General features: G+C 67.2%; 26 protein-coding genes and 3 pseudogenes. 3 read left to right on the top strand and 26 right to left on the bottom strand.

What is annotated here, in order from left to right; all coding sequences use genetic code 11:
- Positions 1-88 precede the first annotated feature (88 nt).
- The 25 genes and pseudogenes from ACED18_RS00145 to ACED18_RS00025 form a co-directional block, all read right to left on the bottom strand.
- Entirely contained in the window at positions 89-1483 is a 1395-nt protein-coding gene (locus tag ACED18_RS00145; protein WP_377287831.1) for a sensor histidine kinase, read from the bottom strand.
- Positions 1484-1514: 31 nt separating this feature from the next.
- On the bottom strand, positions 1515-2210 hold the full coding sequence (locus ACED18_RS00140) for a response regulator transcription factor (protein WP_377287829.1): 696 nt from the start codon (positions 2208-2210) through the stop codon (positions 1515-1517).
- 176 nt (positions 2211-2386) lie between these two features.
- Entirely contained in the window at positions 2387-3964 is a 1578-nt protein-coding gene (locus ACED18_RS00135; protein WP_377287827.1) for a Do family serine endopeptidase, read from the bottom strand.
- A 149-nt stretch (positions 3965-4113) separates the two neighbouring features.
- Complete coding sequence (locus ACED18_RS00130; RefSeq protein WP_377287825.1) at positions 4114-4584, bottom strand: cytochrome c-type biogenesis protein CcmH; 471 nt, start codon at positions 4582-4584, stop codon at positions 4114-4116.
- Positions 4581-6572, bottom strand: a complete 1992-nt coding sequence (locus tag ACED18_RS00125) for a heme lyase CcmF/NrfE family subunit (protein ID WP_377287823.1) — start codon at positions 6570-6572, stop codon at positions 4581-4583. The genes ACED18_RS00130 and ACED18_RS00125 overlap by 4 nt, the downstream gene beginning before the upstream one ends.
- Positions 6569-7081 carry a cytochrome c maturation protein CcmE gene (gene ccmE, locus ACED18_RS00120; RefSeq protein ID WP_377287821.1) on the bottom strand — a complete coding sequence of 171 codons (513 nt, stop codon included), beginning with the start codon at positions 7079-7081 and terminating at the stop codon, positions 6569-6571. The genes ACED18_RS00125 and ccmE overlap by 4 nt, the downstream gene beginning before the upstream one ends.
- The gene (gene ccmI, locus ACED18_RS00115; protein WP_377290951.1) at positions 7078-8262 is read right to left on the bottom strand and encodes a c-type cytochrome biogenesis protein CcmI; all 1185 of its coding nucleotides are present in this window, start codon (positions 8260-8262) and stop codon (positions 7078-7080) included. Before ccmI ends, ccmE begins: the two co-directional genes overlap by 4 nt.
- 106 nt (positions 8263-8368) lie before the next feature.
- Positions 8369-8809: a hypothetical protein gene (locus tag ACED18_RS00110; protein WP_377287819.1), complete on the bottom strand. Its 441-nt coding sequence runs from the start codon at positions 8807-8809 to the stop codon at positions 8369-8371.
- Positions 8810-8946: 137 nt separating this feature from the next.
- Entirely contained in the window at positions 8947-10335 is a 1389-nt protein-coding gene (locus ACED18_RS00105; protein ID WP_377287817.1) for an ATP-binding protein, read from the bottom strand.
- Positions 10325-10996, bottom strand: a complete 672-nt coding sequence (feuP, locus tag ACED18_RS00100; RefSeq protein WP_377287815.1) for a two-component system response regulator FeuP — start codon at positions 10994-10996, stop codon at positions 10325-10327. The genes ACED18_RS00105 and feuP overlap by 11 nt, the downstream gene beginning before the upstream one ends.
- A gap of 98 nt (positions 10997-11094) precedes the next feature.
- Complete coding sequence (locus ACED18_RS00095) at positions 11095-11346, bottom strand: hypothetical protein (RefSeq protein ID WP_377287813.1); 252 nt, start codon at positions 11344-11346, stop codon at positions 11095-11097.
- 102 nt (positions 11347-11448) lie between these two features.
- Positions 11449-11655 (bottom strand): hypothetical protein, encoded by a 207-nt coding sequence (locus ACED18_RS00090; protein WP_377287811.1) that lies wholly within the window; start codon positions 11653-11655, stop codon positions 11449-11451.
- Positions 11656-11691: 36 nt separating this feature from the next.
- Entirely contained in the window at positions 11692-15564 is a 3873-nt protein-coding gene (locus ACED18_RS00085) for a glycoside hydrolase/phage tail family protein (protein ID WP_377287809.1), read from the bottom strand.
- 36 nt (positions 15565-15600) lie between these two features.
- Complete coding sequence (locus ACED18_RS00080; protein ID WP_377287807.1) at positions 15601-16056, bottom strand: NlpC/P60 family protein; 456 nt, start codon at positions 16054-16056, stop codon at positions 15601-15603.
- Positions 16046-16939, bottom strand: a complete 894-nt coding sequence (locus ACED18_RS00075) for a DUF2163 domain-containing protein (RefSeq protein ID WP_377287805.1) — start codon at positions 16937-16939, stop codon at positions 16046-16048. Before ACED18_RS00075 ends, ACED18_RS00080 begins: the two co-directional genes overlap by 11 nt.
- Complete coding sequence (locus ACED18_RS00070; RefSeq protein WP_377287803.1) at positions 16936-17577, bottom strand: TIGR02217 family protein; 642 nt, start codon at positions 17575-17577, stop codon at positions 16936-16938. The genes ACED18_RS00075 and ACED18_RS00070 overlap by 4 nt, the downstream gene beginning before the upstream one ends.
- 336 nt (positions 17578-17913) lie before the next feature.
- Complete coding sequence (locus tag ACED18_RS00065) at positions 17914-18489, bottom strand: phage tail tape measure protein (RefSeq protein ID WP_377287801.1); 576 nt, start codon at positions 18487-18489, stop codon at positions 17914-17916.
- A 96-nt stretch (positions 18490-18585) separates the two neighbouring features.
- Positions 18586-18810 (bottom strand): rcc01693 family protein, encoded by a 225-nt coding sequence (locus ACED18_RS00060; RefSeq protein ID WP_377287799.1) that lies wholly within the window; start codon positions 18808-18810, stop codon positions 18586-18588.
- Positions 18811-18935: 125 nt separating this feature from the next.
- A pseudogene (locus ACED18_RS00055) lies at positions 18936-19313 on the bottom strand (gene transfer agent family protein); the annotation flags it as partial.
- Positions 19313-19720 carry a phage major tail protein, TP901-1 family gene (locus ACED18_RS00050; RefSeq protein WP_377287797.1) on the bottom strand — a complete coding sequence of 136 codons (408 nt, stop codon included), beginning with the start codon at positions 19718-19720 and terminating at the stop codon, positions 19313-19315. The pseudogene ACED18_RS00055 and the gene ACED18_RS00050, both read right to left, overlap by 1 nt.
- A gap of 116 nt (positions 19721-19836) precedes the next feature.
- Positions 19837-20184 carry a BrnA antitoxin family protein gene (locus ACED18_RS00045; protein WP_377287795.1) on the bottom strand — a complete coding sequence of 116 codons (348 nt, stop codon included), beginning with the start codon at positions 20182-20184 and terminating at the stop codon, positions 19837-19839.
- Positions 20168-20500, bottom strand: coding sequence for a BrnT family toxin (locus ACED18_RS00040; protein ID WP_377287793.1), 333 nt, complete (start codon positions 20498-20500; stop codon positions 20168-20170). The genes ACED18_RS00045 and ACED18_RS00040 overlap by 17 nt, the downstream gene beginning before the upstream one ends.
- Positions 20501-20591: 91 nt before the next feature.
- Positions 20592-20990 carry a DUF3168 domain-containing protein gene (locus ACED18_RS00035; RefSeq protein ID WP_377290949.1) on the bottom strand — a complete coding sequence of 133 codons (399 nt, stop codon included), beginning with the start codon at positions 20988-20990 and terminating at the stop codon, positions 20592-20594.
- A complete protein-coding gene (locus ACED18_RS00030) occupies positions 20987-21307 on the bottom strand; it encodes a phage head closure protein (protein ID WP_377290947.1) in 321 nt (106 codons plus the stop codon). The genes ACED18_RS00035 and ACED18_RS00030 overlap by 4 nt, the downstream gene beginning before the upstream one ends.
- Positions 21291-21836 (bottom strand): annotated as a pseudogene (locus ACED18_RS00025) (phage head-tail connector protein); the annotation flags it as partial. The gene ACED18_RS00030 and the pseudogene ACED18_RS00025, both read right to left, overlap by 17 nt.
- A 96-nt stretch (positions 21837-21932) precedes the next feature.
- On the opposite strand from ACED18_RS00025, the gene ACED18_RS00020 reads away from it, so the two are divergent.
- Together ACED18_RS00020 and ACED18_RS00015 are read left to right on the top strand one after the other, a co-directional pair.
- Positions 21933-22253 (top strand): nucleotidyltransferase domain-containing protein, encoded by a 321-nt coding sequence (locus ACED18_RS00020; RefSeq protein WP_377287791.1) that lies wholly within the window; start codon positions 21933-21935, stop codon positions 22251-22253.
- A complete protein-coding gene (locus tag ACED18_RS00015; protein WP_377287789.1) occupies positions 22240-22746 on the top strand; it encodes a hypothetical protein in 507 nt (168 codons plus the stop codon). The genes ACED18_RS00020 and ACED18_RS00015 overlap by 14 nt, the downstream gene beginning before the upstream one ends.
- A gap of 135 nt (positions 22747-22881) precedes the next feature.
- Here the strand turns inward: ACED18_RS00015 and ACED18_RS00010 are convergent.
- Positions 22882-23379 (bottom strand): annotated as a pseudogene (locus ACED18_RS00010) (phage major capsid protein); the annotation flags it as partial.
- Positions 23380-23451: 72 nt separating this feature from the next.
- Here ACED18_RS00010 and ACED18_RS00005 point away from each other — a divergent pair.
- The gene (locus tag ACED18_RS00005) at positions 23452-23610 is read left to right on the top strand and encodes a hypothetical protein (RefSeq protein ID WP_377287787.1); all 159 of its coding nucleotides are present in this window, start codon (positions 23452-23454) and stop codon (positions 23608-23610) included.
- Positions 23611-23704: the final 94 nt, after the last annotated feature.

Raw genomic sequence — 23704 nt, 5'->3', positions numbered from 1 at the left:
GTTGGTGGACCACGCCGCATGGCGAAAGGCTAACCCATCGCGCCGGAAGAGGAAAACGATTTCCGGATGATGGGATGGGCGGCTGCGGTCAGACAGAAGACGGGAAGATCAGGCTGGCGGTCAGCCCGCGGTTTGCTGCCTGCGGCTCGGTATCGTCAAGTTCCAGCCGGCCGTGATGCAGCTCCATCACCGCCTCCACCAGCGACAGGCCGAGACCGGTGCCCGGCTTGCTGCGGCTTTCATCGAGCCGCACGAAGCGTTTGACGACATCGACGCGGCGTTCGCTCGGCACGCCCGGGCCGTAATCGGCGACGGAGAGCCGCGCCGTTCCCCCTTCGGATCTCAGCGTGACGCGGATGATCGGATCGAGCGCCCCTTCCGCATATTTGATGGCATTGTCGAGCAGGTTGCCGATCGCCTGGCCCACCAGCTCGCGATTGCCGGTAATGGTGATGCCGGGTGCGATGTCGGCGACGAGCCGAAGCCCCCGATCCTCCGCCAGCGCCTCGTAAAGCTCGGCGCTGTCGGCCACGATGCCGCTGAGGCCGATCGTGCTCATCTCGGCCACGGCCGAGCCCGCCTCGACACGGGAGATCATCAGGAGCGCATTGAAGGTGCGGATCAGCTGGTCGGATTCGCCGATGATCTGCTCCAGCGTCGTCTGATGGTCCATTTCATGGCCGGCAAGTGCGGCCTCGGCCCGGTTGCGCAGGCGCGTCAGCGGCGTCTTGAGGTCATGGGCAATGTTGTCGGAGACCTGCCGCAGCCCCTCGTTCAGCTTCTCGATGCGCTCGAGCATGGCGTTCAGCGACTCCGAGAGGCGGTCGAACTCGTCGCCCGTGCCGCTGGTCGGCAGGCGCTGCGAAAGGTCGCCCTCCATGATGCGGGTGCTCGCTTCCGACATGCGGTCGATGCGTTTGAGCGCATTTCGCCCGATCGCGAACCAGATGATCAGCGCGCCCAGCCCCATCGTGCCCAGCGCCACCATCAGGGCCCGGCGGATCAGCACGCGGAAATTCTCCGGCTCCTGCAGGTCGCGCCCCACCAGCACGCGCAGGCCGTTCGGCATGAAGAAGACCTGCGCGATCGCCACGTGCCGCGCCTTCCCCTCGTCGGTGAAGCGCGTGTAGGTGAACGGGTCGTCCGTCCAGCCCTCTTCTTCCAGCAGGCCGGGTGCAAGCGAGGCCACGTTGCCGGCAAGGATTTCACCGGTCGGGCCCGCAATCACATAGAGATTGGCGCCCGGCTGGCGGGCGCGCCGCTCCAGCGTGCGAAGCAGCCCGTTGACGCCGTTGCGATCATAGACCGCCTGGATTTCTGAGACTTCACTTGCCACCGCGTCACGCGTCTGCTGCTCCAGCAGGCGTTCCGACATGGCGGTGACGTAGATGACGAGAATGCCGGCGCAGATCGCAAAGAGCAGCAGGAACAGCGCGGAGAGACGAACGGCCGTGGAGCGCAGCAGAACCCTGAGACGCTTCATGTCCGGACCGGTATCGCGCGAAAGGCTGGCCTCATTCGGATCGTTCGTCCTTGATCATGTAACCGGCGCCGCGCACGGTGCGCAGCAGCGGCTGGTCGAAATCCTTCTCGATCTTCGATCTGAGGCGCGACACATGCACGTCGATGACGTTGGTCTGCGGGTCGAAATGGTAGTCCCAGACGTTTTCGAGCAGCATGGTGCGGGTCACCACCTGTCCGGCATTCTTCATGAGATATTCGAGAAGCCGGAATTCTCGCGGCTGCAGCGGAATTTCGCGGCCCTGCCGGCGCACCGTATGCGAGAGGCGGTCGAGTTCCAGATCGCCGACGCGGTAGACCGTGTCCTGATCCGGCGTGCCCTTGCGCCGGCCGAGCACCTCGATGCGGGCCAGCAGCTCGTTGAAGGCATAGGGCTTCGGCAAATAGTCGTCGCCGCCGGCTCTCAGACCCGTCACGCGGTCGTCCACCTGGCCGAGGGCGGAGAGGATCAGCGCCGGGGTGTGGATGTTCTTGCGCCGCAGTTCGGAGATGACGGCCAGCCCGTCGCGGCGCGGCAGCATGCGATCGACCACCAGCGCGTCATAGCTGTTTTCGCTGGCCATGAAGAGGCCGCTGTCGCCGTCGCTGGCATGGTCGCAGACGATGCCGGCCTCGCGAAAGGCCTTCACGAGATAGGCGGCGGCCTCGATATCGTCCTCGATGATCAGAATCTTCATGTGCGCGACCATAATCCGACTTCCCTCATCGTCACAACTGCTTGATTGCGCTTTGCATTGCGGGGGGAGTGGCAGGGGCGCGGACGTCCGGGTCCGGCCTGCCGTAAGAAAGCGGGGCGCCGCGAATGTGTTTTTCGCGGCGCCCCGAACCATCAGCCGGGCGGATCATCCACCCGGCATCCGGCTGATCAGCCCTGGTTGATCGGCAGTGCCACGAAGCGGCTGCCGCTCTCCGACTGGATCTGGAACAGCGCCTTGGTGCGGCCGTCCTTGCGGGCGGCATCCAGAACCTTGGCGACGTCCTCGGCCGACTTGACCGTCTGGTTGTTGACGGTGACGATCGTCTCGCCTTCCTTCAGCCCCTTGTCGCTGGCGTCGGAGTCCGGATCGACCGAAGCGATCTTCAGGCCCGTGCCATCGTCGGAGGGCGTCACGGTCACGCCGAGGTCGGCGAGCGCCTTTTCGCTGGCGGGCTGCTGCGTCTCGGCGCCGTCGCCGTCATTGTCGTCGGCCGAAGCCTGCTTTTCATCGGCCGGCAATGCGCCGATCGTCACCTTCTTCACCTCGGACTTGCCGTCGCGCCAGATGGTCACTTCGGCTTCGGAGTTGGCGCGCAGCATAGCCACCTTGCGGGCCAGTTCACGCGGGCTGGCGATTTCCTCGCCGTTCAGCGCGGTCACCACGTCACCCTTCTTGATGCCGGCCTTTTCGCCCGGCGAGCCCGCCTGCGGCTCCACGACGAGCGCGCCCTTGGCTTCCGAAAGGCCGAGCGAGTCGGCGATGTCCTGCGTCACCGGCTGGATCTGCACGCCGAGCCAGCCGCGCGAGACGCTGCCGTCCTTGATCAGGTCTTCCACGACCGTCTTGGCGACGGAGGCGGGAATGGCAAAGGCGATGCCGACGCTGCCGCCCGACGGCGAGAAGATCGCGGTGTTGATGCCGACGACCTGACCTTCAAGATCGAAGGTCGGACCACCGGAGTTGCCGCGGTTCACCGCGGCATCAACCTGGATGTAGTCGTCATAGGGGCCGGAGCCGATATCACGGCCAAAGGCCGAGATGATGCCGGCCGTCACCGTGCCGCCGAGACCGAAGGGGTTGCCGACGGCAACGACCCAGTCACCGACACGCACCTTGCTGTCGTCGGCGAAGCTCACATAGGTGAACTTGCGCTTGGCATCGACCTTGAGGACTGCGAGGTCGGTGCGGCTGTCCTTGCCGACGAGCTTGGCGTCATATTCCGTGCCGTCGTTCATCACGACCTTGAAGGCAGAGCCGTCGGAAACGACGTGGTTGTTGGTGACGATGTAGCCGTCTTCCGAGATGAAGAAGCCGGAACCCTGGGCCGTCGGGCGCAGGCGGCCTTCGCGCGGGCCGGCCTTCGGGCCGTTCTTCGGGCCGCGCTCGGCATGGCGGTCGCCACGCATCTCCGGACCGCCGAATTCGCGGAAGAAGCGCTTCAGCGGATGATCGTCCGGCAGTTCATCGAAGCCGCGGCCGCCGAAGTCGAAGCCGTAGGAGCCGTCATCGGAGACCGGCTTGACGCGGCTTTCGACCCGTACCGACACGACGGCCGGGGATACCGCGCTGACGACGTTGGCGAAGCTCGGAACCTGCTGCGGGCTGTCGACCTTCACCGCTTCGGCAAAGGACGACGTCACGGCAGCGGGAATGCCCGTGGCCAGCATGACGGCTGCAATACCGGCAACCGCCGACGTCTGGAGAACCATCTTGAGGGGGGAGCGCTTGGGAGCGTTGGTCGACATGGTCTGGTGCCTTCTCTCGTGGTTTGAAGCTCAAAGCCGCATCAGCAGCCTGTGCCTAGAGAGATAGTCGGTCCGACCTTAACTGCACCTGTCTGCCAGATGAATTCTTGGTAATGTTTGCCTGGCGCGCAGAACAGGATTGGGCGCAATCAACCGCGCTCGCGGTCCGAAAGCAGTGCCGACAGGCGCTTGGCCTCGGCATCCGAGAGCGCAACGCCCGTCACGCGGCCGGCCCGGCGCCGGGCAGCAAAGGCCATGGCCGTGCCGCCCAGCAGCAACAGCACGACGGGCGCGCCCCACAGGATCAGCGTTTTGGTCTCGAAACGCGGCTTCAGCAGCACGAATTCGCCATAGCGCGAGACGACGTAGTCGATCACCGCCTGGTCGCTGTCGCCATTGGTGAGGCGTTCGCGCACCAGCACCCGCAGGTCCTTGGCCAGTTCGGCATTGGAATCGTCGATCGACTGGTTCTGGCAGACCATGCAGCGCAGTTGCGCCGACAAGGCACGGGCACGGGCTTCCAGCGCCGGATCGGCCAGCACCTCGTCGGGATTGACGGCAAGCGTCGGCAGGGCCGATGCGGCGAGAAGCAGGGCGGCGATCAGCGTGCGGCGGATCATTCGGCCGGCTCCGGCATCGAGGTTTTCACCGGGCGGCGCGCCTTGGCGGGCGCACCGACGCGCAGGCGACGGTCGGTGAGCGAGATCGCGCCCCCGGCCATCATGAAGAGAGCGCCGAACCAGATGCAGAGAATCACCGGCTTCCACCAGACGCGCACGACGATGCCGCCATCGGCCATCGGGTCGCCCAGCGACACGTAGAGCTGGCTGAGGCCGAAGGTGCGGATGCCGGCTTCCGTCGTCGGCATGCGGCGGGCGGTGTAGAGCCGCTTGGAGGACCAGATGTCGGTCACCTGCACGCCGGCCTTCGACACGGTGAAGTGGGCGGATTGTTCGGTGTAGTTCGGTCCCTGCCCGCTGCGCATGCCATCGAAGGTCAGCGTATAGCCGCCGGCTTCCGCCGTCATGCCGGGCTTCATTTCGACGACGATCTCTTCCTGAAAGGCCGTCACGGCAATGATGCCGATCAGTGTCACGCCGAGGCCGGCATGGGCAAGCGCCGTGCCATAGGCCGAGCGCGGCAGGCCGGAAAAGCGCCGCCAGGCGACCGACGGCGCGACTTTGCCGATAGCCGAGCGCATCCAGAGATCGGCAAAGGAGCCGACGATGAGGTAGAAGCCGAGCGCCAGCCCCGCATAGGCGAGCACCGGCGCGCCGGTCTCCACATAGGCCCAGACGAGCGCCGCGACGATGCCGATGCCGGCGGCGGCAAAGAGGCGCTGGCCGGCGGCCAGAAGGTCGCCGCGCTTCCAGGCCAGCAGAGGGCCGAAGGGCACGGCAAACAGAAGCGGCAGCATCAGCAGCCCAAAGGTCATGTTGAAGAAGGGTGCGCCGACCGAAATCTTCTCGCCCGTCAGCCCTTCCAGCACCAGCGGATAGAGCGTGCCGGTCAGCACCGTCGCCGTCGCGGTCGTCAGAATCAGGTTGTTGAAGACCAGCGCGCCCTCGCGCGAGATCGGCGCGAAGAGCCCGCCCGCCTTCAGCCGCGCCGCCCGCAGCGCAAAGAGCGAGAAGGCGCCGCCGATGAAGATGCAGAGGATGGCGAGGATGAAGACGCCGCGCGTCGGGTCGGTCGCAAAGGCATGCACCGATGTCAGCACGCCGGAGCGCACCAGGAAGGTGCCGAGCAGCGACAAGGAGAAGGTGATGATGGCGAGCAGCACCGTCCAGATCTTCAGCGCCTCGCGCTTTTCCATGACGAGGGCCGAATGCAGCAGCGCCGTACCGGCGAGCCAGGGCATGAACGAGGCGTTCTCGACCGGATCCCAGAACCACCAGCCGCCCCAGCCGAGCTCGTAATAGGCCCAGTAGGAGCCCATGGCGATGCCGGCCGTCAGGAAGGACCAGGCGGCGAGCGTCCAGGGGCGCACCCAGCGCGCCCAGGCGGCGTCCAGCCGGCCCTCGATGAGCGCGGCGACGGCAAAGGAGAAGCAGACCGAGAAGCCGACATAGCCGAGATAGAGCAGCGGCGGATGGATCGCGAGGCCCACGTCCTGCAGCACGGGATTGAGGTCGCGCCCCTCGCCGGGTGCGGGCGTCAGCCGGATGAAGGGATTGGAGGTGAGCAGGATGAAGAGCGCGAAGGCGGTGGCGATCCAGGCCTGCACGGCGAGCACCGTCGCCTTCAGCCGTTCCGGCAGGTTGCGGCCGAAGATGACGACGAGCGCGGAGAAGAAGGTCAGGATGAGCAGCCAGAGCATCATCGAGCCCTCGTGGTTCCCCCACACGCCCGAGATCTTGTAGATCATCGGCTTCATCGAGTGGGAGTTTTCCCACACGTTGCTCACCGAGAAGTCCGAGACGATGTAGCCATGCGTGAGCGCGGCAAAGGAGATCGCGACGAGCAGGAAGGTCGCGAGTGCGGCCGTCGAGCCGACCGACATGGTCGCGCTGTCACCACGCAGACTTCCGATCACGGGCAGGATGGACTGGATGATGGCGGTTGCCAGTGCGAGCACCAGCGCATAATGCCCGATCTCGATGATCATTGCGTCGCCCCGCTCCCGGTAGTGGCATTTGCGCCTTGATTCGGCGCGCCCTGATTGGCCGCACCCTCAGCCTCGCCGCCCTGCCACACGCCCTGTTGCTTCAGGCGGTCGGCGACTTCCTTGGGCATGTATTTCTCATCATGCTTTGCCAGCACCGTATCGGCAACGAAAACCGGATTGCCCGGCTCGAACCTGCCTTCGGTCACCACGCCCTGCCCTTCGCGGAAGAGATCGGGCAGGATGCCGGTGTAGGTGACGGGAACCGTGTTGTGGTTGTCGGTCACCGAGAAGCTGACGGTCGAGCCTTCGCCGCGCTTCACCGAGCCTTCCGCCACCAGCCCGCCGAGACGGATGCGGGTCTCCGGCGGGATCGGGGTCTTGGCCAGATCCTCCGGCATGTAGAAATAGGCCACCGCCTGGCTGAAGGCGAACATCACCAGAAGCACTGCGGCCAGCAGGAAGCTGACCCCGCCGCCGATGATTGCCAGTCGCTTCTGCTTGCGTGTCATTGGCCGTTCCCCTCGCCCGGTGCCGGCAGGCCGAGATCCTTGGCCAGCGCCAGCAGTTGCTGCCCTTCCGCGCCGTCGGCCGGGAAGGTCTTCAGCCCCGTGCCTAAGGCATCGGCGGCCTTGTCCCTTTGATTCAGCACAACATAGGAACGAATAAGGCGGGCCCAGCCCTCGATGTTCTTCGGATCGTCCTTCAGCTTGGCGGCAAGCCCGTCCACCATGCCCTGGATCATCTGCTGGCGATCACCGCTCGCCATGCCGGAGGCGGCCGCCACGTCTTCGGCGGTCGGGTTACCGGGCGCTTTCGGATCGGTGTTGGCCGTGCCGTTGGCGCCGGCCGTCTGCTGCGGCGCCTCGCCGCTCTTCAGCAGCGTCACGTGATCGTTGACGGCGCCCAGCCACGGCGCATCCTTGGGAGCCTGGGCGGCCAGCGCTTCAAAAGCCTTCAGGGCCTCTTCGCGCTTGCCTTCCTGCTCAAGCCCGAGCGCCAAATAGAACTGTGCGCGGGCATCTTTCGGATCGATCACGAGCGCCTTCTGCAACGCTTCCTGCGCATCGGTGGTCACGAGACCGCCAGAAAGCGCAATCTGCGCTTCGGCATAGCCGCCGAGACGGTCGGGGGTCGAGCCGAGAATATCGAGCGCCTTGGCATAGGCGTTGGCGGCATCGTCGAACCGTCCGGCACGCATGTAGATCGGCGCCAGCAGATCCCAGCCGGCGCCGTCACCGGGGTTGGTCGCCAGATGGTTTTCGGCGCGTGCGACGAGCACGTTCATGTCGTCGCCGGGATTGGCAAGACGCGCCGCCAGCGGCTGGTCGGGCATTTCGGGGCTGCCGGTCCTGAGGTAGAAGCCGAGCCCGATGGCGGGAAGACAGAGGAAGATCAGCGCGAAACCGATGCGGCGCACCAGCGGCGATCCGCCGACGGCCGTGGCCTTGGCCGCGGCGTCCGTTGCAGCAAAGAGGCGGCGGGCGATTTCGGCCCGCGCCAGTTCCGCCTCGCTGGCTGTGATGAGCCCCGAGGCCCGGTCGCGTTCCAGCTCGTCCAGCTGGTCGCGATAGACGGAGACATCGTGCCCCACGGCGGCTGCAGCCGAAGCGCGGCCGGCCCGCAGAAGCGGCAACATCAGAAGGGCGGCGGCTGCGGCCGTCAAGGCCGACACGATGATCCAGAAAAGCATACCGCTCAATTACTATGCGGCCCTGCCTATTCCAACATCAAAGACAGGCCACACCGAAATTTGAGGCGTTTCGCCGCAAGTCCAGATTGCCGCATGGCATGCGCCGTCAGCCGAGCGGCGTCCAGCTGCCGTCCGGGTTGCGGCAGGCCGAACCGCGCGCGGTCTGGGTCTGGCTGCCGGAAACGATCGTGTGGCTGTACTGGCGGCAGTTCTGCGACCCCACCTGATAGGGTGCGGCGGCCACCACTTCGCCGGAGATGTCGCTGCCCTTCCAGGCCACGGGCTGGCCGCCGGGTGCGGCTTCCAGGGCGCGATATTCGGCTTCGAGTGCCCGCTGGCGGTCGGCCTTGCTGATATCGTCGACCGGCAGGCGGCCGATGATGCCGCCCTGCAAGGCGGCGAGATAGGCCTGCGACCCCGTCGGGGCTGCGGCACCGGCACCGAGCGTTCCGCGTCCCGCCGTTGTGCAGCCGGCCATGGCCATGCATGTCAGCGCCACGCCCAAAGCCTTCGCCCCAACATCCAGCCGCTTCACCGCCGTGACCATGATACCCCTTCCATCCAACCACGCATCGACCGGGTGACGAAAGCCGCTGTCCTTCGGCCCGGCACCCTGCTCGCCTTTTGACACTCACCGGCCGGCGACGCAATCGCAAGCCCCGGTTTTCGATCGCTTTCCGCAGATCAGGTCGCCACCGGCAGCACGAGATCGGCCTTCAGCCCGCCAAGGGCACTGCGCGACAGGCTGAGCGTGCCCTGATATTCGGAGACGATCTCTGACACGATGGAAAGGCCGAGACCGGTGCCCGGCTTGCTTTCGTCCAGCCGCCGGCCGCGCTTCAACGCATAGGCGATCTCGTCCGGCTCCAGCCCCGGTCCGTCATCCTCGACATCGATCGTCGCCCAGTGCTTGCGCGCCGCATCCGGTCCGCTGACACCCTCCTGCGCCGGCCTTACGGTGATCCTGACCTCGTTCACCGCAAAGCGAGCGGCGTTTTCGAGCAGATTGCCGACCGTCTCCTCCAGATCCTGCTGTTCCATGGCGAGAATCAGCACCGGCGGGTCGATGTCGAGCGTGAAGACCCGCTCGGCATGCAGGCGGCGCATCACGCGGATCAGCCGTTCCAGCGTCGGCTCCACATCGGTTCGCGCGAGAACCGTTTCGCGCTGGGCGGCGATGCGGGCACGGTTCAGATAGGATTGCACCTGCGACTGCATGGCCTCGGCCTGCATGCGGATCACGTCCGAATGCGGCGCCTCCAGAACCCGTGCCTCGTTGAGGAGCACCGCGATCGGCGTTTTCAGCGAATGGGCGAGATTGCCGACCTGCATGCGGGCGCGTTCCACGATGCGCCGGTTGCTTTCGATCAGCGCATTCATCTCGGTTGCCAGCGGCATGATTTCGCGCGGGAATTCGCCGTCCAGACGTTCGCTCTCCCCGCCCCGGATCTTCTCCAGCGAGCGGCGCGCGCCATCGAGCGGGCGAAGGCCGAAGAGAATGGCGAGCGCGTTCATGCCGAGACCGCCGAGGCCGAAGATGGAGAGCGCGATCGTCAGGTTGCGGTCGAAGGCGTTGACGTCGGCTTCCAGCACCGCGCGGTTGCCGGCAACGCGAAAGCGCGCCGTGCGCCCGTCAATGTCGAGCACCACTTCGGTCTCGGCCACCTCCACCTCGTTCCCGAAGCTGTCCTTGGTGGTGTAGAAGCGCTCGTAGCGGAAGTCGAAGGGCACCTCGTCGACGCTGACGATCGGCAGGGTGCCGGAGCCGAGCGAGGTTGAGACGAGCGGCGTAGTCTTGAACTCGCCGATCGGCTCCACGATCCAGTACCAGCCGGTCTGCGGCTGCGAGAACCTGAGGTCGCCGAGCTGCGGGCTGCCCGACAGGGCCGCTTTGTCGTTGACGGTCACGGAGTTGATGACGTTGTAGAGCTGCGCGCGCAGCAGATCCTGGAAGCCGCGTTCCGAGCCGCGCCGGTAGAGCGTCGAGATTGTGACGCCGGTGACGACCAGCGCCAGCGCCGCCCAGATGGTCGAGACCAGGAGAACGCGGACCGTGAGGGATCTAATGGCCATTGCCGGGTGCTTGCATCCGGTAGCCGAGGCCGCGCACGGTCTCGATCAGGTCGTTGCCGATCTTCTTGCGCAGCCGCCCGACGAAGACCTCGATCGTGTTGGAATCCCTGTCGAAATCCTGGTCGTACATGTGCTCGACCAGCTCGGTGCGGGAGACCACCTGTCCCATGTGGTGCATGAGGTAGGACAGGAGCCGGAACTCGTGCGAGGTCAGCTTCAGCGCCACGCCGTCCACGGTCGCCTTGGAGCCCTTGGTGTCGAGGCGCACGGGGCCGCAGACAATCTCGGAGCTCGCATGGCCGGCCGCACGGCGGATCAGCGCGCGGATGCGGGCCAGCACCTCCTCCACATGGAAGGGCTTCGTCACATAGTCGTCGGCGCCGGCGTCGATGCCGCTCACCTTGTCGCTCCAGCGATCGCGGGCCGTCAGGATCAGCACCGGCATGCGCTTGGCCGCAGCACGCCATTTTTCGAGCACGGTGATGCCATCCATCTCCGGCAGGCCGATATCGAGGATCACGGCATCATACGGTTCGGTATCGCCAAGAAAATGGCCTTCCTCGCCGTCATGGGCCTGATCGACGACATAGCCTGCTTCCTTCAGGGCCTCGGCCAGCTGCCGGTTCAGGTTTTCGTCGTCCTCGACCACGAGTATGCGCATCGTCTCAAAGCTCCCTTTCGGCCGCCTGCGGGTGGCCGGTCTGTTCATCCTGACAGCCGATCATGATGAAAATGCAGCCTCTCGGCGCATCGATCCGATCAGGGCTGTTCGCGGCGGATGATCTTCTCGCGCCGCTCGCCGTCCTTGTTCTTGAGCACGATGACCTCGCAGGTCCCGTCGCTTCTGGGAATGGCAGAGAGCAGGATGCCGCCCGTTTCGGCAACGACCCGGGCGGCGGCGGCGGCGCAGTCTTCGGCAGCCACGAGCACGGCCCCGCCATCCGCACGCGGCGGAGCGCTCTGGCCGGACAGTCCGACAGCAAGCATGGCTATGAGGATCGGTGACGACATGGTTGCACTTTCGACAGGGATGCGATCGTGGTCAAGGGTTTATCCCATTGCGGCTGAATGCGGAATGAATGTTGGCCGCCTCCTTCGCATCCGCAGCATTTCTCACTTCAGGCGCTTGTCGGCGGAAATCCGGCCGTAGACGGCAACGAGGCCGCCGATCGCGCCCGCGAGCGCCGTCAGCGCCTCCACGAGATCGTGACCGGCGCCGTCGGGCAGATCCACTCCCAAGAGCCCTGCCAGCGAGGCCCCGGCTGCGACGATGCCGCCCCAGACCGCCTTCGATTCGTACCAGTTCTTCATGTCCGGCATGTGCCTCTCCTTTGCTGTTGCGGGTAAAGCTCTGCGTTACGGCGACACGAGCGCGGTCGCTGCCACGCCATTGGCGATGCGCGCGCCCACCTGGCGCACGCGAATGGCGATCCCGGCCTGCGGAGAGCCGAAATCAGCGGCTTCCTCGGCCGCCTCGTAGGTCCAGCCATTGGTGGCTGTTTCGGCGCTGCGCAGCACCGTGGCGCCCGAGAGGATGTCGATCCGGTAGCGCTCCTCCGGCTCGTCCAGCGGCACCTCGCCGTCGAACCAGCCATCGGCATCGATCCGGGCCCTGCGCAGCCAGGTGAAGCGTACGGCGCCGTCGGCCTGCCGGCGCGCTCTCAGATGCACCGGCGAAAGCGGCGTAACCGCCCTTTCCCCACCGGAAAAGCGCTGCGGCCCGGCCGGCGGCAGACCGCGCCCGGCCGCTTCCGCAATCCAGTTGAAAGCCCGCCCCATCTCGTCGGCGCCGAGCGAAAGCGAAGTCACCGCGCCATCCAGCAGGACGAAGCGGTCGCCCGCGGCAAAGCCCGCCGCACCCTGATCCTCCGTGCCGAAGAGGCCGCGCAGCAGACCCGTCAGCCGGAAGCGCCCGGCCGCCACTTCCTCCGCCGTCGTGAAAGCGATCACCTCCAGCCGCCCGTCTTCGGCCACCAGCGCGGCCCGGTTCGCGCCGCCCAGCACCTCGGCCGGCGTCACGGACGAGAGCCCGCCGAAGGAGAGATCCACCAGAAGCGCCCGCCGCCGGTCGAACCGCCCGGAAATGCCCGGCCCCAGCCCGTCTGCCAGCCGCCCCATCCGCGCCGGCCGGTCCACGCGGCAGCGCAGCCGGTAGCCTTCGGTCGTCGCGGAGGAGGAGAGCACCGTCGCCTTCCACGGCCGCGCCAGAATGGCCGCGCTCGCGAAGCTTTCCGGCGTGCCCGGCCCGATCACCGGCAGGTCCATCAGGAGCACGGCCGGCTGATAGCCATCGGAGGCCGCCCGGCCGCCGCCCGAGGTCACCGTCTCGCCCGCCGACGCCGAAATCGCGGCGCCGCCCGCAAAGGCCCGCGCCTCGATGCGCCGCATCGCCCCGTCCTCGATCCGCTCTACCAGCCATTCGCCCATGGGCCAGTCCCCCATGGATCCGTCACCGCCTTGACCCTCGCCCGAAAGCCGCAGCCGGTCGCCCGGCTCCACCGCGATCTCCGATGGCGGCAGAGAGAAGCTCAGCCGCCGCCGCGCCAGTTGATGGTCGGCGAGGGCCGCCTCCATCGCCGCCTCCGCCGCCGTCTCGTGCAGCGTGCCGGGCAGCGCGAGGCTCAGCGTGCGCTCGCCCGGCGGGCCGAGACGGCGAGACCGCAGGGTGCGGCGCTCGTAATCCCTGTTGGCGTCGTAGAGGTCGAGGACCGCGCCGCTGGCGAAGTCGGCGGCATGGCCGATCGTCTCCTCGATCCGCCCACCCTCCTCCGGCTCCGCGAGAACGCTCACCATCCGCGCCGGAGCTGCAAGCCGCGCCGGCACCGACAGCGTCAGCCGCCCGCCGCTTTCGGCCGCGACAATGCCGTGGAGCGCCATCAGCGGCTCCAGCAGGCTGCGCGCCGAGGCCGGCCCGTCCTGCACGATGCCGTCGAGATCGCCAGAGAGGGCGGTGAGATCCGCATCCGTGACGCCATGATCGGAAAGGATCGCCGCCACGATGTCCCGGAGCGTGCCGCCCCCCAGCCGCCCGTTCAGCCAGTGCCCGGTCGCCCAGTTGGCGGCATCGGCAAAGAGCCTCCGGTTCAGCGGAAAGGCCGGCAGGGGCCGCGCATCCCAGGTCCAGACGAAGATGTGGGCGGGATCGACCGGCCCGCCCGCCTCAGCCCAGTGGGAGAGCATCGCATCCAGGTAGCGCCGCTGCATGGCATCGCTGCGCCGCCCGCGCGAGAAGTATGGCCGTGCCGATTCGGCCGATTTCGGATCGACGAAGACGTTCGGCTGGTTGGCGCCGTGGTCGATGGCGGGGCAGCCGAGTTCGGTGAACCAGACCGGCTTCATGCCGGGCAGCCAGGCGGTCGGCACCGCGCTTTCGCCGGAAGCCGTCCGGTCGTAGTGCCGGTTTGCCCACCAGTTTGCGATGTCCTTGACCCGGTAGACCCAGGGCTTGCCCGCCAGCCCGTCCGTGATCGGTGTGCGGATGCGCGCCGTCCGGTCCGCATCGCTGGCATAATACCAGTCGTATCCCTCGCCGCCGGCGACCATCGCCCGCATGGCCGCATCGTCCTCGGCATGGGCAAAACCGTCCGGGTTGCCGTTGCCGATATCCCTGTCCCGCCAGTCGGCGAGCGGCAGATAGGCATCGATCCCGACCGCATCGATCGCGGGCACGGCCCAGAGCGGGTCGAGATGATAGCGGAAGGCCCCGCCGCCGAGGTCGAGGCCGGCATATTCGCTCCAGTCCGCCGCATAGGTCAGCTTCGTCGCCGGCCCCAGCGCCGCCCGCACGTCACTGGCCAGCGCCGCCAGCCCCTCCACGAAGGGAAAGGCGCCGGCCTGATCGCGCACCCGTGTCAGCCCGCGCATTTCCGAGGCGATGATGAACCCGTCCACCCCGCCCGAGAGTGCGGCGAGCTTGGCATGGTGCAGCACGAAGCGGCGATAGCCCTCGTCGCCGGCAGGCGCCACCGGCAGACCGCCTGAAACACCGAAATCGGCAAAGACGGTGCTGCCGAGAAAGGCGGCAACGGCCGTTCGTCCGGCTGCCGTCCCGTCCACCGTGCCCGGGCGGCCGGGTGCCGGATGGCATGTCAGCCGCCCGCGCCAGGGATAGGCCGCCTGTTCGGATGCGCCATAGGGGTCGGGCAGGCCGTTGCCGGGTGGCACGTCCATCATCAGGAAGGGATAGAGATAGACCTTCAGCCCGCGTGCCCGAAGGTCCGCGATCGCCGCCATCACGCCGGCATCCGAGGGCGTGCCCCCATAGGCCGGCGCACCCGCCGTGCCACTCACCAGATGCGCGCCCGCCCGGTCGATCCCCGCCACCTGCCATTCCCGGCTTTCGTCGCGGCGTTCGCGCACCTCCACGCTCGGCCGGATGCGGCAGGCACCGGCGCGCAGGTCCGTCCCGAACCACGCCACCACAAGCGCCACGCGCTCCAGGTTCGGGCACAGCGCCTGCAGTTCGTCGATCGAGGCCTCCCAGTCGCTGCCGGCATGGAAGATGTTGCGGTTGATCAGCCGGCCGGCCCCGTCGCCCGTCGTCTCGCGCACCACGGCGGGGTCGTAGCCGTGCTCGCTCGCGCCCGGAATGATCGTGACGGCGCGGATGTCGCGCTCGAGCCTGCCCACCGGCCGCAACACTTCCGCATGGATCACCGGAATGCGGTTGCCGAAACGGTCGAGCGGAAAGCGCTCGAAGACGAGATAGGCAAGCCCGCGATAGGCCGGCAGCGCCGCCGTGCCCTGTTTCGCCGCGATCAGCGGATCGACCGACTGGTCCTCGCCTCCGCGATGCAGCCGCATCTCGATCTCCGTCAGGTCGAGTTCCCGCCCGTCCGCCCAGACGCGACGAATGCCGGCGATCGGCCCCTCGCAGAGCCCCAGCGCGAAATTGGCATAATAGGTGAAGGTCTCCACCCGCGTGCCGCCGCCGCCCTTGCCGCCGGCCCGCTCCACGGTCACCTCTTCCTCGAAGCGTGTCGCCCAGATCAGCGTGCCCGCGACCCGCGCCGTGCCATAGACCCGTGCGACCGGCGCGCCCTCCTCGGCGCCCGGAATGCGCGCCGCCGACAGCCGACCGCGTTCCACCGTGCCACCACCCTGACCAAACAGGCTGCGGTCGATGGCACTGCCCGCCAGCGCGCCCGCGGCCCGCCCGAGGATGGCACCGGCCGGCCCGAAAACAGAACCGAGTGCGGCGCCTGCCGCCTGCAGGATGATCGTTGCCATGCCGGCATCCTTCCCGTGATATCGTGATCTAGGCCCTCAGGCGGACCGGTCCTCTACCGGCGGAAACCGGAAGACGCCGGCAATCCGCCGCCGCCAGGCGCGCACCAGCGGTGATTCCACCACCGCCGCCTGCTCGTAGGCATGGATGAAGCCGTCCGGCGCCGACAGGATACCCGCATGCTTGGCGATGGCGCCGGCCTTCCAGCGCAGCACGATCACGTCGCCTTCCCGCGCCTCGGCCAGCGGCAGCGGCGCGCCGAAATGCCGGAAGGCCGCCATCAGCAAGCGTTCCTCGCCGCCTCGCTCGGCCCAGTCGGCGCTGTAGGGCGCCGGTTCCTCCGGCTCCTGTCCATAGAGCTCCCGCCAGATGCCGCGCACCAGACCCAGACAATCGCAGCCCACGCCCTTGCGGCTCGCCTGGTGGCGATAGGGCGTGCCGATCCAGCCGCGCGCGGTCGCGACGATCCGCTGTCCCTGATCCTCAGTCGTCATAGAGCGGGCTCCCGTCATGCACGCTGTCGCGGTCCGCATAGCCGAAGGCGAAGTCGCCGCCGGGCATGTGCGGAAAGCCGCGAAAGTTCAGCGCATTGGAAAATCGGTCCCGGCAGGTCTGGAACCGCTTGTTGCAGCCGACCGTCGCCGCAAACGCCGTCCCGACGGAAAGCGGCACCGGCGGCGGCAGCCACAGCGTCAGCACATCCGCGCCGCCGGTGCGTGCGTGATCGGCGATGTCGAGCCCAACGCCTTCAAGACCACCGTCACCCGGTGTCAGCACACCCAGCGAAAACGCTCCCGCCGCAGCGCCGGAGAGTCCCGACACCGTCAGCCGCCGGCCGTCTTCCACGGCAAGAACGGTCCCCGTGAGACGGCGTCCGGCCGCCGCCAGATCGACACGGCAGCGCCCGTCGCCCAGCACCGCATCGCAGCGCCGCCCGTAGATGCGTCCCTTGACGGCATCCAGCCGGTGCGTCAGCCGCCTCAGTTCGGCACGGAACGCCCCGCCGGACAGCGCGACCTCGCCGATCTCCTCGCGCCGCAGCAGCAGGTGATGGTCGGGCGCGGCCCAATCGACCAGGAAGGTCTCGACCCCCGCGCCGTCATAGCGCCCCGCCACCACGTCCTCCTGCGTGATGGCAAGGCTCGAAAAGCCCCCGGCCACCGCATTGGCCTCCACCGCAAGCCCCGCCGCCGCCTCGCTTTCGCTTCCCCGGAAGCCGCTCGCCGCCAGAAAGGTCGTGCCGGCAAAGACGAGGTCGCGGTCATGCTCGGTAAAGCCCAGCACCGTCCCGTCGCGCCGCGTCACCCGCCAGGCCAGCGCCAGCGTCGTCGCGTCACCCTCGAGGCGTGCCGCCAATCCCGTGGGAATCGTCCTCATGGGCGGATCTCCACCAGCGGCACGCTCGGAATGCTGCCCGCCTTGAAGCGCGACAGATCGACCTCGATCCGGTCGGTGTCGAAACGCACCGGTACGTCGAAGGCAAAGCCGGCCGTCACCACTGCGCCCACGGCCGGCACATGGCCGGGCTGAAACGTCACCATGCCGGTGATCGTGTTCACGGCAAAGCTCGTGGCCGCCTTCACGGTGCCGTTGACCGCCACCACCACGCTGCCTGCCACGGGCTTTGTGATTTCGCGGCGTGTCGCCCCGCTGGCATCGGCATAGGTCTTGACCAGCTGGAAGGCGCAGCGTGTCCCGTCCCCCGTGCCGATCACCTGGTCGCCCGGAGCCGGCGTCGCACCCGGCGCGCAGGACTGGAAATCGACGGGATCGCGAAACCGGAACCCGTAGAGCTGCCCGGCGCGGGCCTCGAAAAAGGCGACGACCGCATAGAGATCGTCGATGCTCCGCAGGCCCGACCCCGCATCGTAGCGCCGTCGCGCGTCCTGCCAGCGCCGGTTGCGCGTTTCCCGCCCATTCGAGAGATCGACGATGTCGGTCCGCCGCACCGGCCCGCCGCTGGCGCCAAGCGCCAGCCGCAGCGGAAACCGCACCTCGTGAAACCCGTCAGCCATTGCCCGATCATCCTTTTCGTCCACGCGCAATCCGTCGGCGGAGAACCATCCGGCTCGCCGTTCTCAATCACCCAACCTGTCCGTCGATCCGCCGCCATCGGACAATCAGCGAGGCTCACCCTCAGCCGGCGCGCAAGCGCCGCCTTGCAACCATCCCCCGGCCAGAGACGAACACGCAGCCCTCCCTTCCAGGTCTCTTCTCCCCCGCGGGGAGAAGATGCCGGCAGGCAGATGAGGGGGTGCGAAGCCCGTCAGCCCATGCCTTCCGCCAGAGCGCCCACGTCGGCACGGTCCGCAGCCGGCCTGCCCCCTCCGGCTCCCCCCCCCCGGCAGCCCTCAAAGCCCCCGACGGCCCCGCGCCACGGTGCGTGCCAGCATGGCGGCGATCTGGCCTTCCGACTTGCGGAAGCTCGCCGCATCCTGCGCCGTCACGTTGAACACCACCTGCACCGGCTGTCCGCCGCCATCGGTCGCAACGCCCAGCGCGCCATCGCTGCCGCGCTTCAGCGGCAGGATCGCCTCCGCCCCCGCCTCGCCCATCAGCCCCATGCCGCCACCCATCGGGAAATAGGCGGGTGCCGCCACGACACCGCCCTCGGCGAAGGGCGTCACGGTGGCAAGGCCGGCCCCGCTTTTGGCCCCGCCCGCCAAGGTTCCGGCAAGACCGGAGATCGCAGTGCCGAGCGCCGACTCCAGCGGCTTCAGCCCGGCCGACAGCGCCACGTCGGACATTCTGAGCGCGATGCTCTTCAGCACGGTCTCCAGCCCCTCTCCGCCGCGGGTGGCCGAGGCAAGGGCGCCGGTGATCGCCGCCCCGAAGGCGCGCGAGCGATCCTCGAGATCCGACAGCACCCGCTCCAGCGCCTCCGCATCCTCGCGGTGCGCTGCGAAATCCATCGGTTCCGTCGCCATGGTCTTTCCTTTCATCATCGTTGCGCTGGAGCATGCCTCCTGAAAGTGTGTCGCGGCTTCAGGCAAAAGACATGCTGTCGAACTGACGTTGGTCCGTCAGCCGGTCTCGTCGGGAAACGCCGCCATCATCGCCGAGAGCGCGCCGCGCGGCAGCGCCTCACCGTGCGGCCGACAGGCGCCCATCGATGCCGCCAGTTCGCGCGGCGTCATTGCCCAGAAATCGCGGGGAGAAAGCCGCGACAGGCAGAAGCCGTGATGCAGCGCGAGCCCCCAGGGAAAGGCCCGCCGCGCACCCTCGCTCCCGCCCGGCGCGGCCCTCAAGGGTCCGCGGCAGCGCCTCCGCCTTCGCATGGCCCGTGGTCGGTTCCCGCCGTCGATGCATCTGCGCCTTCGCCTGGCTTGGAGCCCGTTCCCGCTGTCGCTCCGGACGCCGCCGCACCCTGCCCGGGGAGCGACTGTCCCTCGCCGCCGTCGATGCCGAAGGTCACCGCCAGCAGTTCGGCCACCAGCCGCGCCGCGCCTGCCAGTCCGCCATGGACCGTCATGGCCGCCACCTCGTCATCGTCCATCAGGTTGCCGCCGCCCCTCAGGCCTGCCGCGAGGATGCGGATGATGTCGCCAGCCGACAGCCGCCCGCCGGCAAACCGCGCGGCGAGCGCCATGAGGTTGTCGGCCCCGAAGGCCGTTTCCAGCTCCGCCAGGCTCCCGAGCGTCAGGCAGAGGATGCGTCGTTCGCCATCGATGATCGCCTCCACCTCGCCGCGATGCCGGTTGGCACGGCCGGGGCGGACGCTCCTGCCCGAAACCTGTTGCGTTCCCGTCATCAGAGCACCGTGAAGGTCAGGGCGCCGGCCGATTCCAGCGCCATCTCGAACTGCACCTCGCCGTCATGCCGGCCGGAATAGTCGAGCGCGGTCACCTGAAACGGCCCTTCCAGCGTCCCGAAGGCGGGGATGACGAGTTGCAGCGTCAGGAGCGTCCCGGCAAAGAGCGCACTGCGCAGCGTTGCATCCGAGGACTGGTCCTTGAAGATGCCGGCGCCCGAAATCGAGGCGCGCTGCACGCCCGCCCCGCCCAGAAGCTCCCGCCACCGCCCGCTCGATTCCGCGTCCGTCACATCCACAGCCTGCGCATTGAACGACACTTTCCGCGCCCTCAGCCCCGCCACGGTCACATAGCCACTGCCGCCATTGACCTTGACGAGCATGTCCCTGCCCTTCTGCGCCACCATCACCCGCTCCTTCCGCCAAAACGAAAAGGCGCCCCCCAAAGAGGACGCCTTTTCAGGAAATCAAAAAATGTCTGCCACAGGGCTATCGCAGCGCCGCGTATGTGACGGCATCCACTCTATCCCGCCTTCTTCTGCGCCTCCATGTAGCGCCGAAGCACCGCGTTGATGCGCGTCTGGTAGCCCTTGCCGTTGCCACGGAACCAATCCAGTACGTCGCTGTCGAGCTTCATGGTCATGGCGACCTTGGCGGGTTTTGCGACCTCGGCCGCCGCCCAGTCGTCGTCGCTCATTGTCAGCGCGTCCGCGTCCGATACCGCCCCGGACTCGATCTCCTCTGCGCTCATCGCGTCGAGCCGTGCGAAATCTGTCCGTCCCACCGCCGGCACCTGAGAGCCGTCGGCGGCCCGCACATAGGCCTTTCCGTCGATGAGGACCGCCCGTCCCCTTTTAGGCTTGCCGCTCATAGCGCTTCTGCTCCCTGTCATTCGCCTTTCGTGCCGAGATGATCCAGGTCACCGGATCGCGCGGCGTGAAGGTGATGTGAAAGACGCGGCCGTCGAGCCTGGCGAGCATGTTATAGCGTTCCTCGCCATAGTCCCTGCTCCCGTCTCGAACGATCTTCCGGCCGGGGTCGGCAAACGCCGCCAGCACATCGATGAAATCGACCCCGTGCTTTGCGAGGTTGCTGGCGTGCTTGCCGTCATCCCAATCGAATTCCGCGGAGGTATGATGCGTCCGCATGTCGATGGCGTCAATATTTTCGTCAATACTTTTTGCCATGATGGAACCCGAACCAGTCGCTAACCTGACTGTCACCGGGCGGACTAGACCACTTATAAGGGCTTCCTACAACCTGGAGTGCGTCATGCTGTCACTCCGTCACCGCCCGAAACACCATGTCCGCCACATGTCCCTTCAGCGCGGCATCGCGCCGGCACACCGTCCGGCGATGAAACATCGACACCAGCACGGCGCCCGAAAGCACCAGCCCTGCATTGTCGAGCAGGCGGCGCACATAGCTGGCGATCGCCTGCACCGTCTTCATGCCGCCTTCGGCGCTTAGCGCCTGCAGCGTCACCAGATGTTCCTCGCCGGCCTCCGTCCCGGTCGAAACATCGCGGCTGTCGATCTCGACGATGACGATGGCCGGGCCGTCGCGCCGGTCGATGCGCCGTTCGCGGATGCCGCCGGGGCCGATCTTTGCCGAGAGCGCCGCATCGCCCGCAAGCCGCGCGACGATCGCCGCCTGAAGTGCGGAGGCCGCGCTCATCGTCCCTCCTCCGTGCAGCGGCAGACAAGGTAGCGCCGCGTCTCGTCGGGGTCGCGGAAGGAGTGGATCGCCAGCGCCCGCCCGGCGAGCAGAAGCCGCATGCCGGCGACGATGTCGGTGCGGTGGCGCAGCCAGACGGCATGGGTCACCTCGAAGCGCGCCTCGCCCGCCGCCTCGAGCACCGGCATGGCCAGCGGCTCGATCAGCGCCCAGAGGTCGGCGACGGCGGCAAAGGCAATCGATGCGCCGCCCGGGGTCGAGGGGAAGCCGCATGGGGCAGAGCCTCCGGATGCGATAGGGGGCGACGAGCCGGTCATAGCCCGGCGGCACGATGGCCGGCTGGTCGCCGGCATCGATCCCGCCGCGCAGCTCGTACATCGCGGCCACATGAGTCAGCATGGCGCGCCGCAGCCCATCCGGCACCTCAGCACCCGTCTCGCCGAAACCGGCGGTGAAGTCGATCTCGATCCCGCTCATCTCCCTCAGCGGTGCCGGGCGCGAGGGCAGGAAAATCCGCGGCGGCAGCGCGCGCCCCGCCAGCACGAAGCCCGAAAGGTTGACGGCCACCGGCAGGCCCGCCGCATCATGAAGCGTCACCGCCTCGATGCTCGTCACGGGAAACCGCCCGATCTCCAGCGTCTTCTTCGCCGGCCAGTCGTCGAGATAGAGCCGGAAGGGCCGCGTGAGCGTCACGACACCCGTCTCCCGCTCCAGATGGTCACGCGCGGTGCGGATCAGCGAGAGGATCAGTTGATCCTCCGCGCCGTCCTCCACCCGCAAAAAGGCCTTCGCCTCGGCAAGCGAGATCGCCTCGCCGCCCGCAGGCGCCAGTTCGGTAATGGTCATGGTGGTCTCCGGGAAAGAGAGCGTTCAAAACACAGCGGCCCGGCCTTCCGGCTTGGGCGCCCTTGCGATACCCTTGCGACACCCGTGGAGAGCCGCATGAACAGAATGGATGCCTTGATCGCCCAACGCCGCCGAAGCCGGCATGCCATGGCCTCCACGGCTGCGGCCGCGTTCGTTGCAGCCGCCCGCGACCATGGTATCGCCGTCACCCTCGTCGGCTCGCTGGCGCGAGGCGATTTCGGCAGTCATTCGGATGTCGATGTCCTTGTTGACGGGCCTCAGGACCGTCAGGCCCGCTGCTTGCTGGAGCGTCTCGCAGCCGGTTGTTTCCGGCAGCCAGGCCTCGATTACGATCTGATCTTCGCCGAGGATCTGACAGCCGATCGGGTCCAGGAGTTCCTGCATGACGCCGTTTAGGTTGCCAGCCTTTGCAAAGCTTTCGCCACGGCTCGCCCGCACGGCCCGCGAATTCGCGCAGATGGAAGACTACTATGCCCGCCATGCCGGGGAGGTCGCGGCCGGCGACTGGGGCGCAGTCTCGGCCGTTTCTTCCGGTATCCACAACATTTACAACGGCATAGAGGATGCCCTGCTCAACATCGCGAAGGACGTGGACGACTATGTGCCGACGGGTGGTTCCGCCCACCAGGATATTCTCGACCAGATGGCGGCGGAGATCGCCGGCATCCGTCCTGCGCTTCTCGACGCTGCGCTCTACGATGCGCTTTTCGAGCTGAAAGGCTTTCGCCACCTCGTCCGCCACAAATACGGGATCGACCTGAAGCCGGAACGGGTGATCGAAAATCTCACCCGCCTGCGCATGGTCTTTCCCGCCTTCCTGGAGGCCATCGCCCGGTTGGAAGCTTTGCTCAGCTCGGACGAAAGCGAGAGCATCATCCGACCGGAGTGAAGCGAGGATCGACACGATCATGCTTCCAACAAGGGAGCCTGGAGCGCCGATCTGAGTGAACAGGATCGGCGCTCCAGGGGCGGCGTTACACGCCCCTATTCGCTACTCGCCATTCGCCAGTCGCGACTCACGCACTCAACTCCCGAACTTCACCAGCTTGATCGCCTCGAAGTTCTGGATGCCGCCGCCGACGCGTTTGGTGGTGTAGAAGAGCACGTAGGGCTTGGCGGAATAGGGGTCGCGCAGAACGCGCACTCCGGTGCGGTCCACCACGAGATAGCCGGAGCGGAAGTCGCCGATGGCGATCGAGAGGCTGCCGGCGGCGATGTCGGGCATCTCCTCCGCCTCGGCGAGCGGATAACCCATCAGCGAAGCGGGCTGGCCGGGACCGGCCGGTGCGCGCCAGAGATAGTTGCCGTCGGCGTCCTTGAACTTGCGGATCTCCCCTTGCGTCTTGCGGTTCATCACGAAGGTGGCGTTCTGGCGGTAGCCGGCCTTCAGCGCATAGACCGCGTCCATCAGCGTGTCGGAAGGGTTGGCCGCCTTGAAGCCGGCCGAGACGCCGGTTGCAATCGCGCCCACATTGCCCCAGCTCCAGCTGGCATCGGCCACGACCGGATAGGACAGAAATCCCAGCATTATCCTTCACACACCCACGAGAGAATCAGGTAAGATGCGTCCCCTGGGTTGAGTGAGGAGGTTGGCATGAAGCGTTTTCTGGTTATTATTCAACTGGAGGCCAACTTGCCATTAGCCCGGATAACCAAGGACATGCCAGACATTGTGAAAATGCTGACGAGGCACTCTCAAGAGCAGCCACTACCTGCGTTAAGATTGTGTTTCGGCGTGGAATATTGGCTCTGACGCAATTTTGGTGGTCAGAGTTCTATCCGGCACCAATGACGCGGGCCTGAAGGAGGTCGATTTTCCCTCGGCCGTACATCTGGCGTTTTACAAG

The organism is Rhizobium sp. SG2393 (assembly GCF_042610495.1).
Classification (GTDB): domain Bacteria; phylum Pseudomonadota; class Alphaproteobacteria; order Rhizobiales; family Rhizobiaceae; genus RU20A.
The sequence above is the reverse complement of the archived record's forward strand: the minus strand, read 5'-3'. Positions and strand labels throughout refer to the sequence as shown.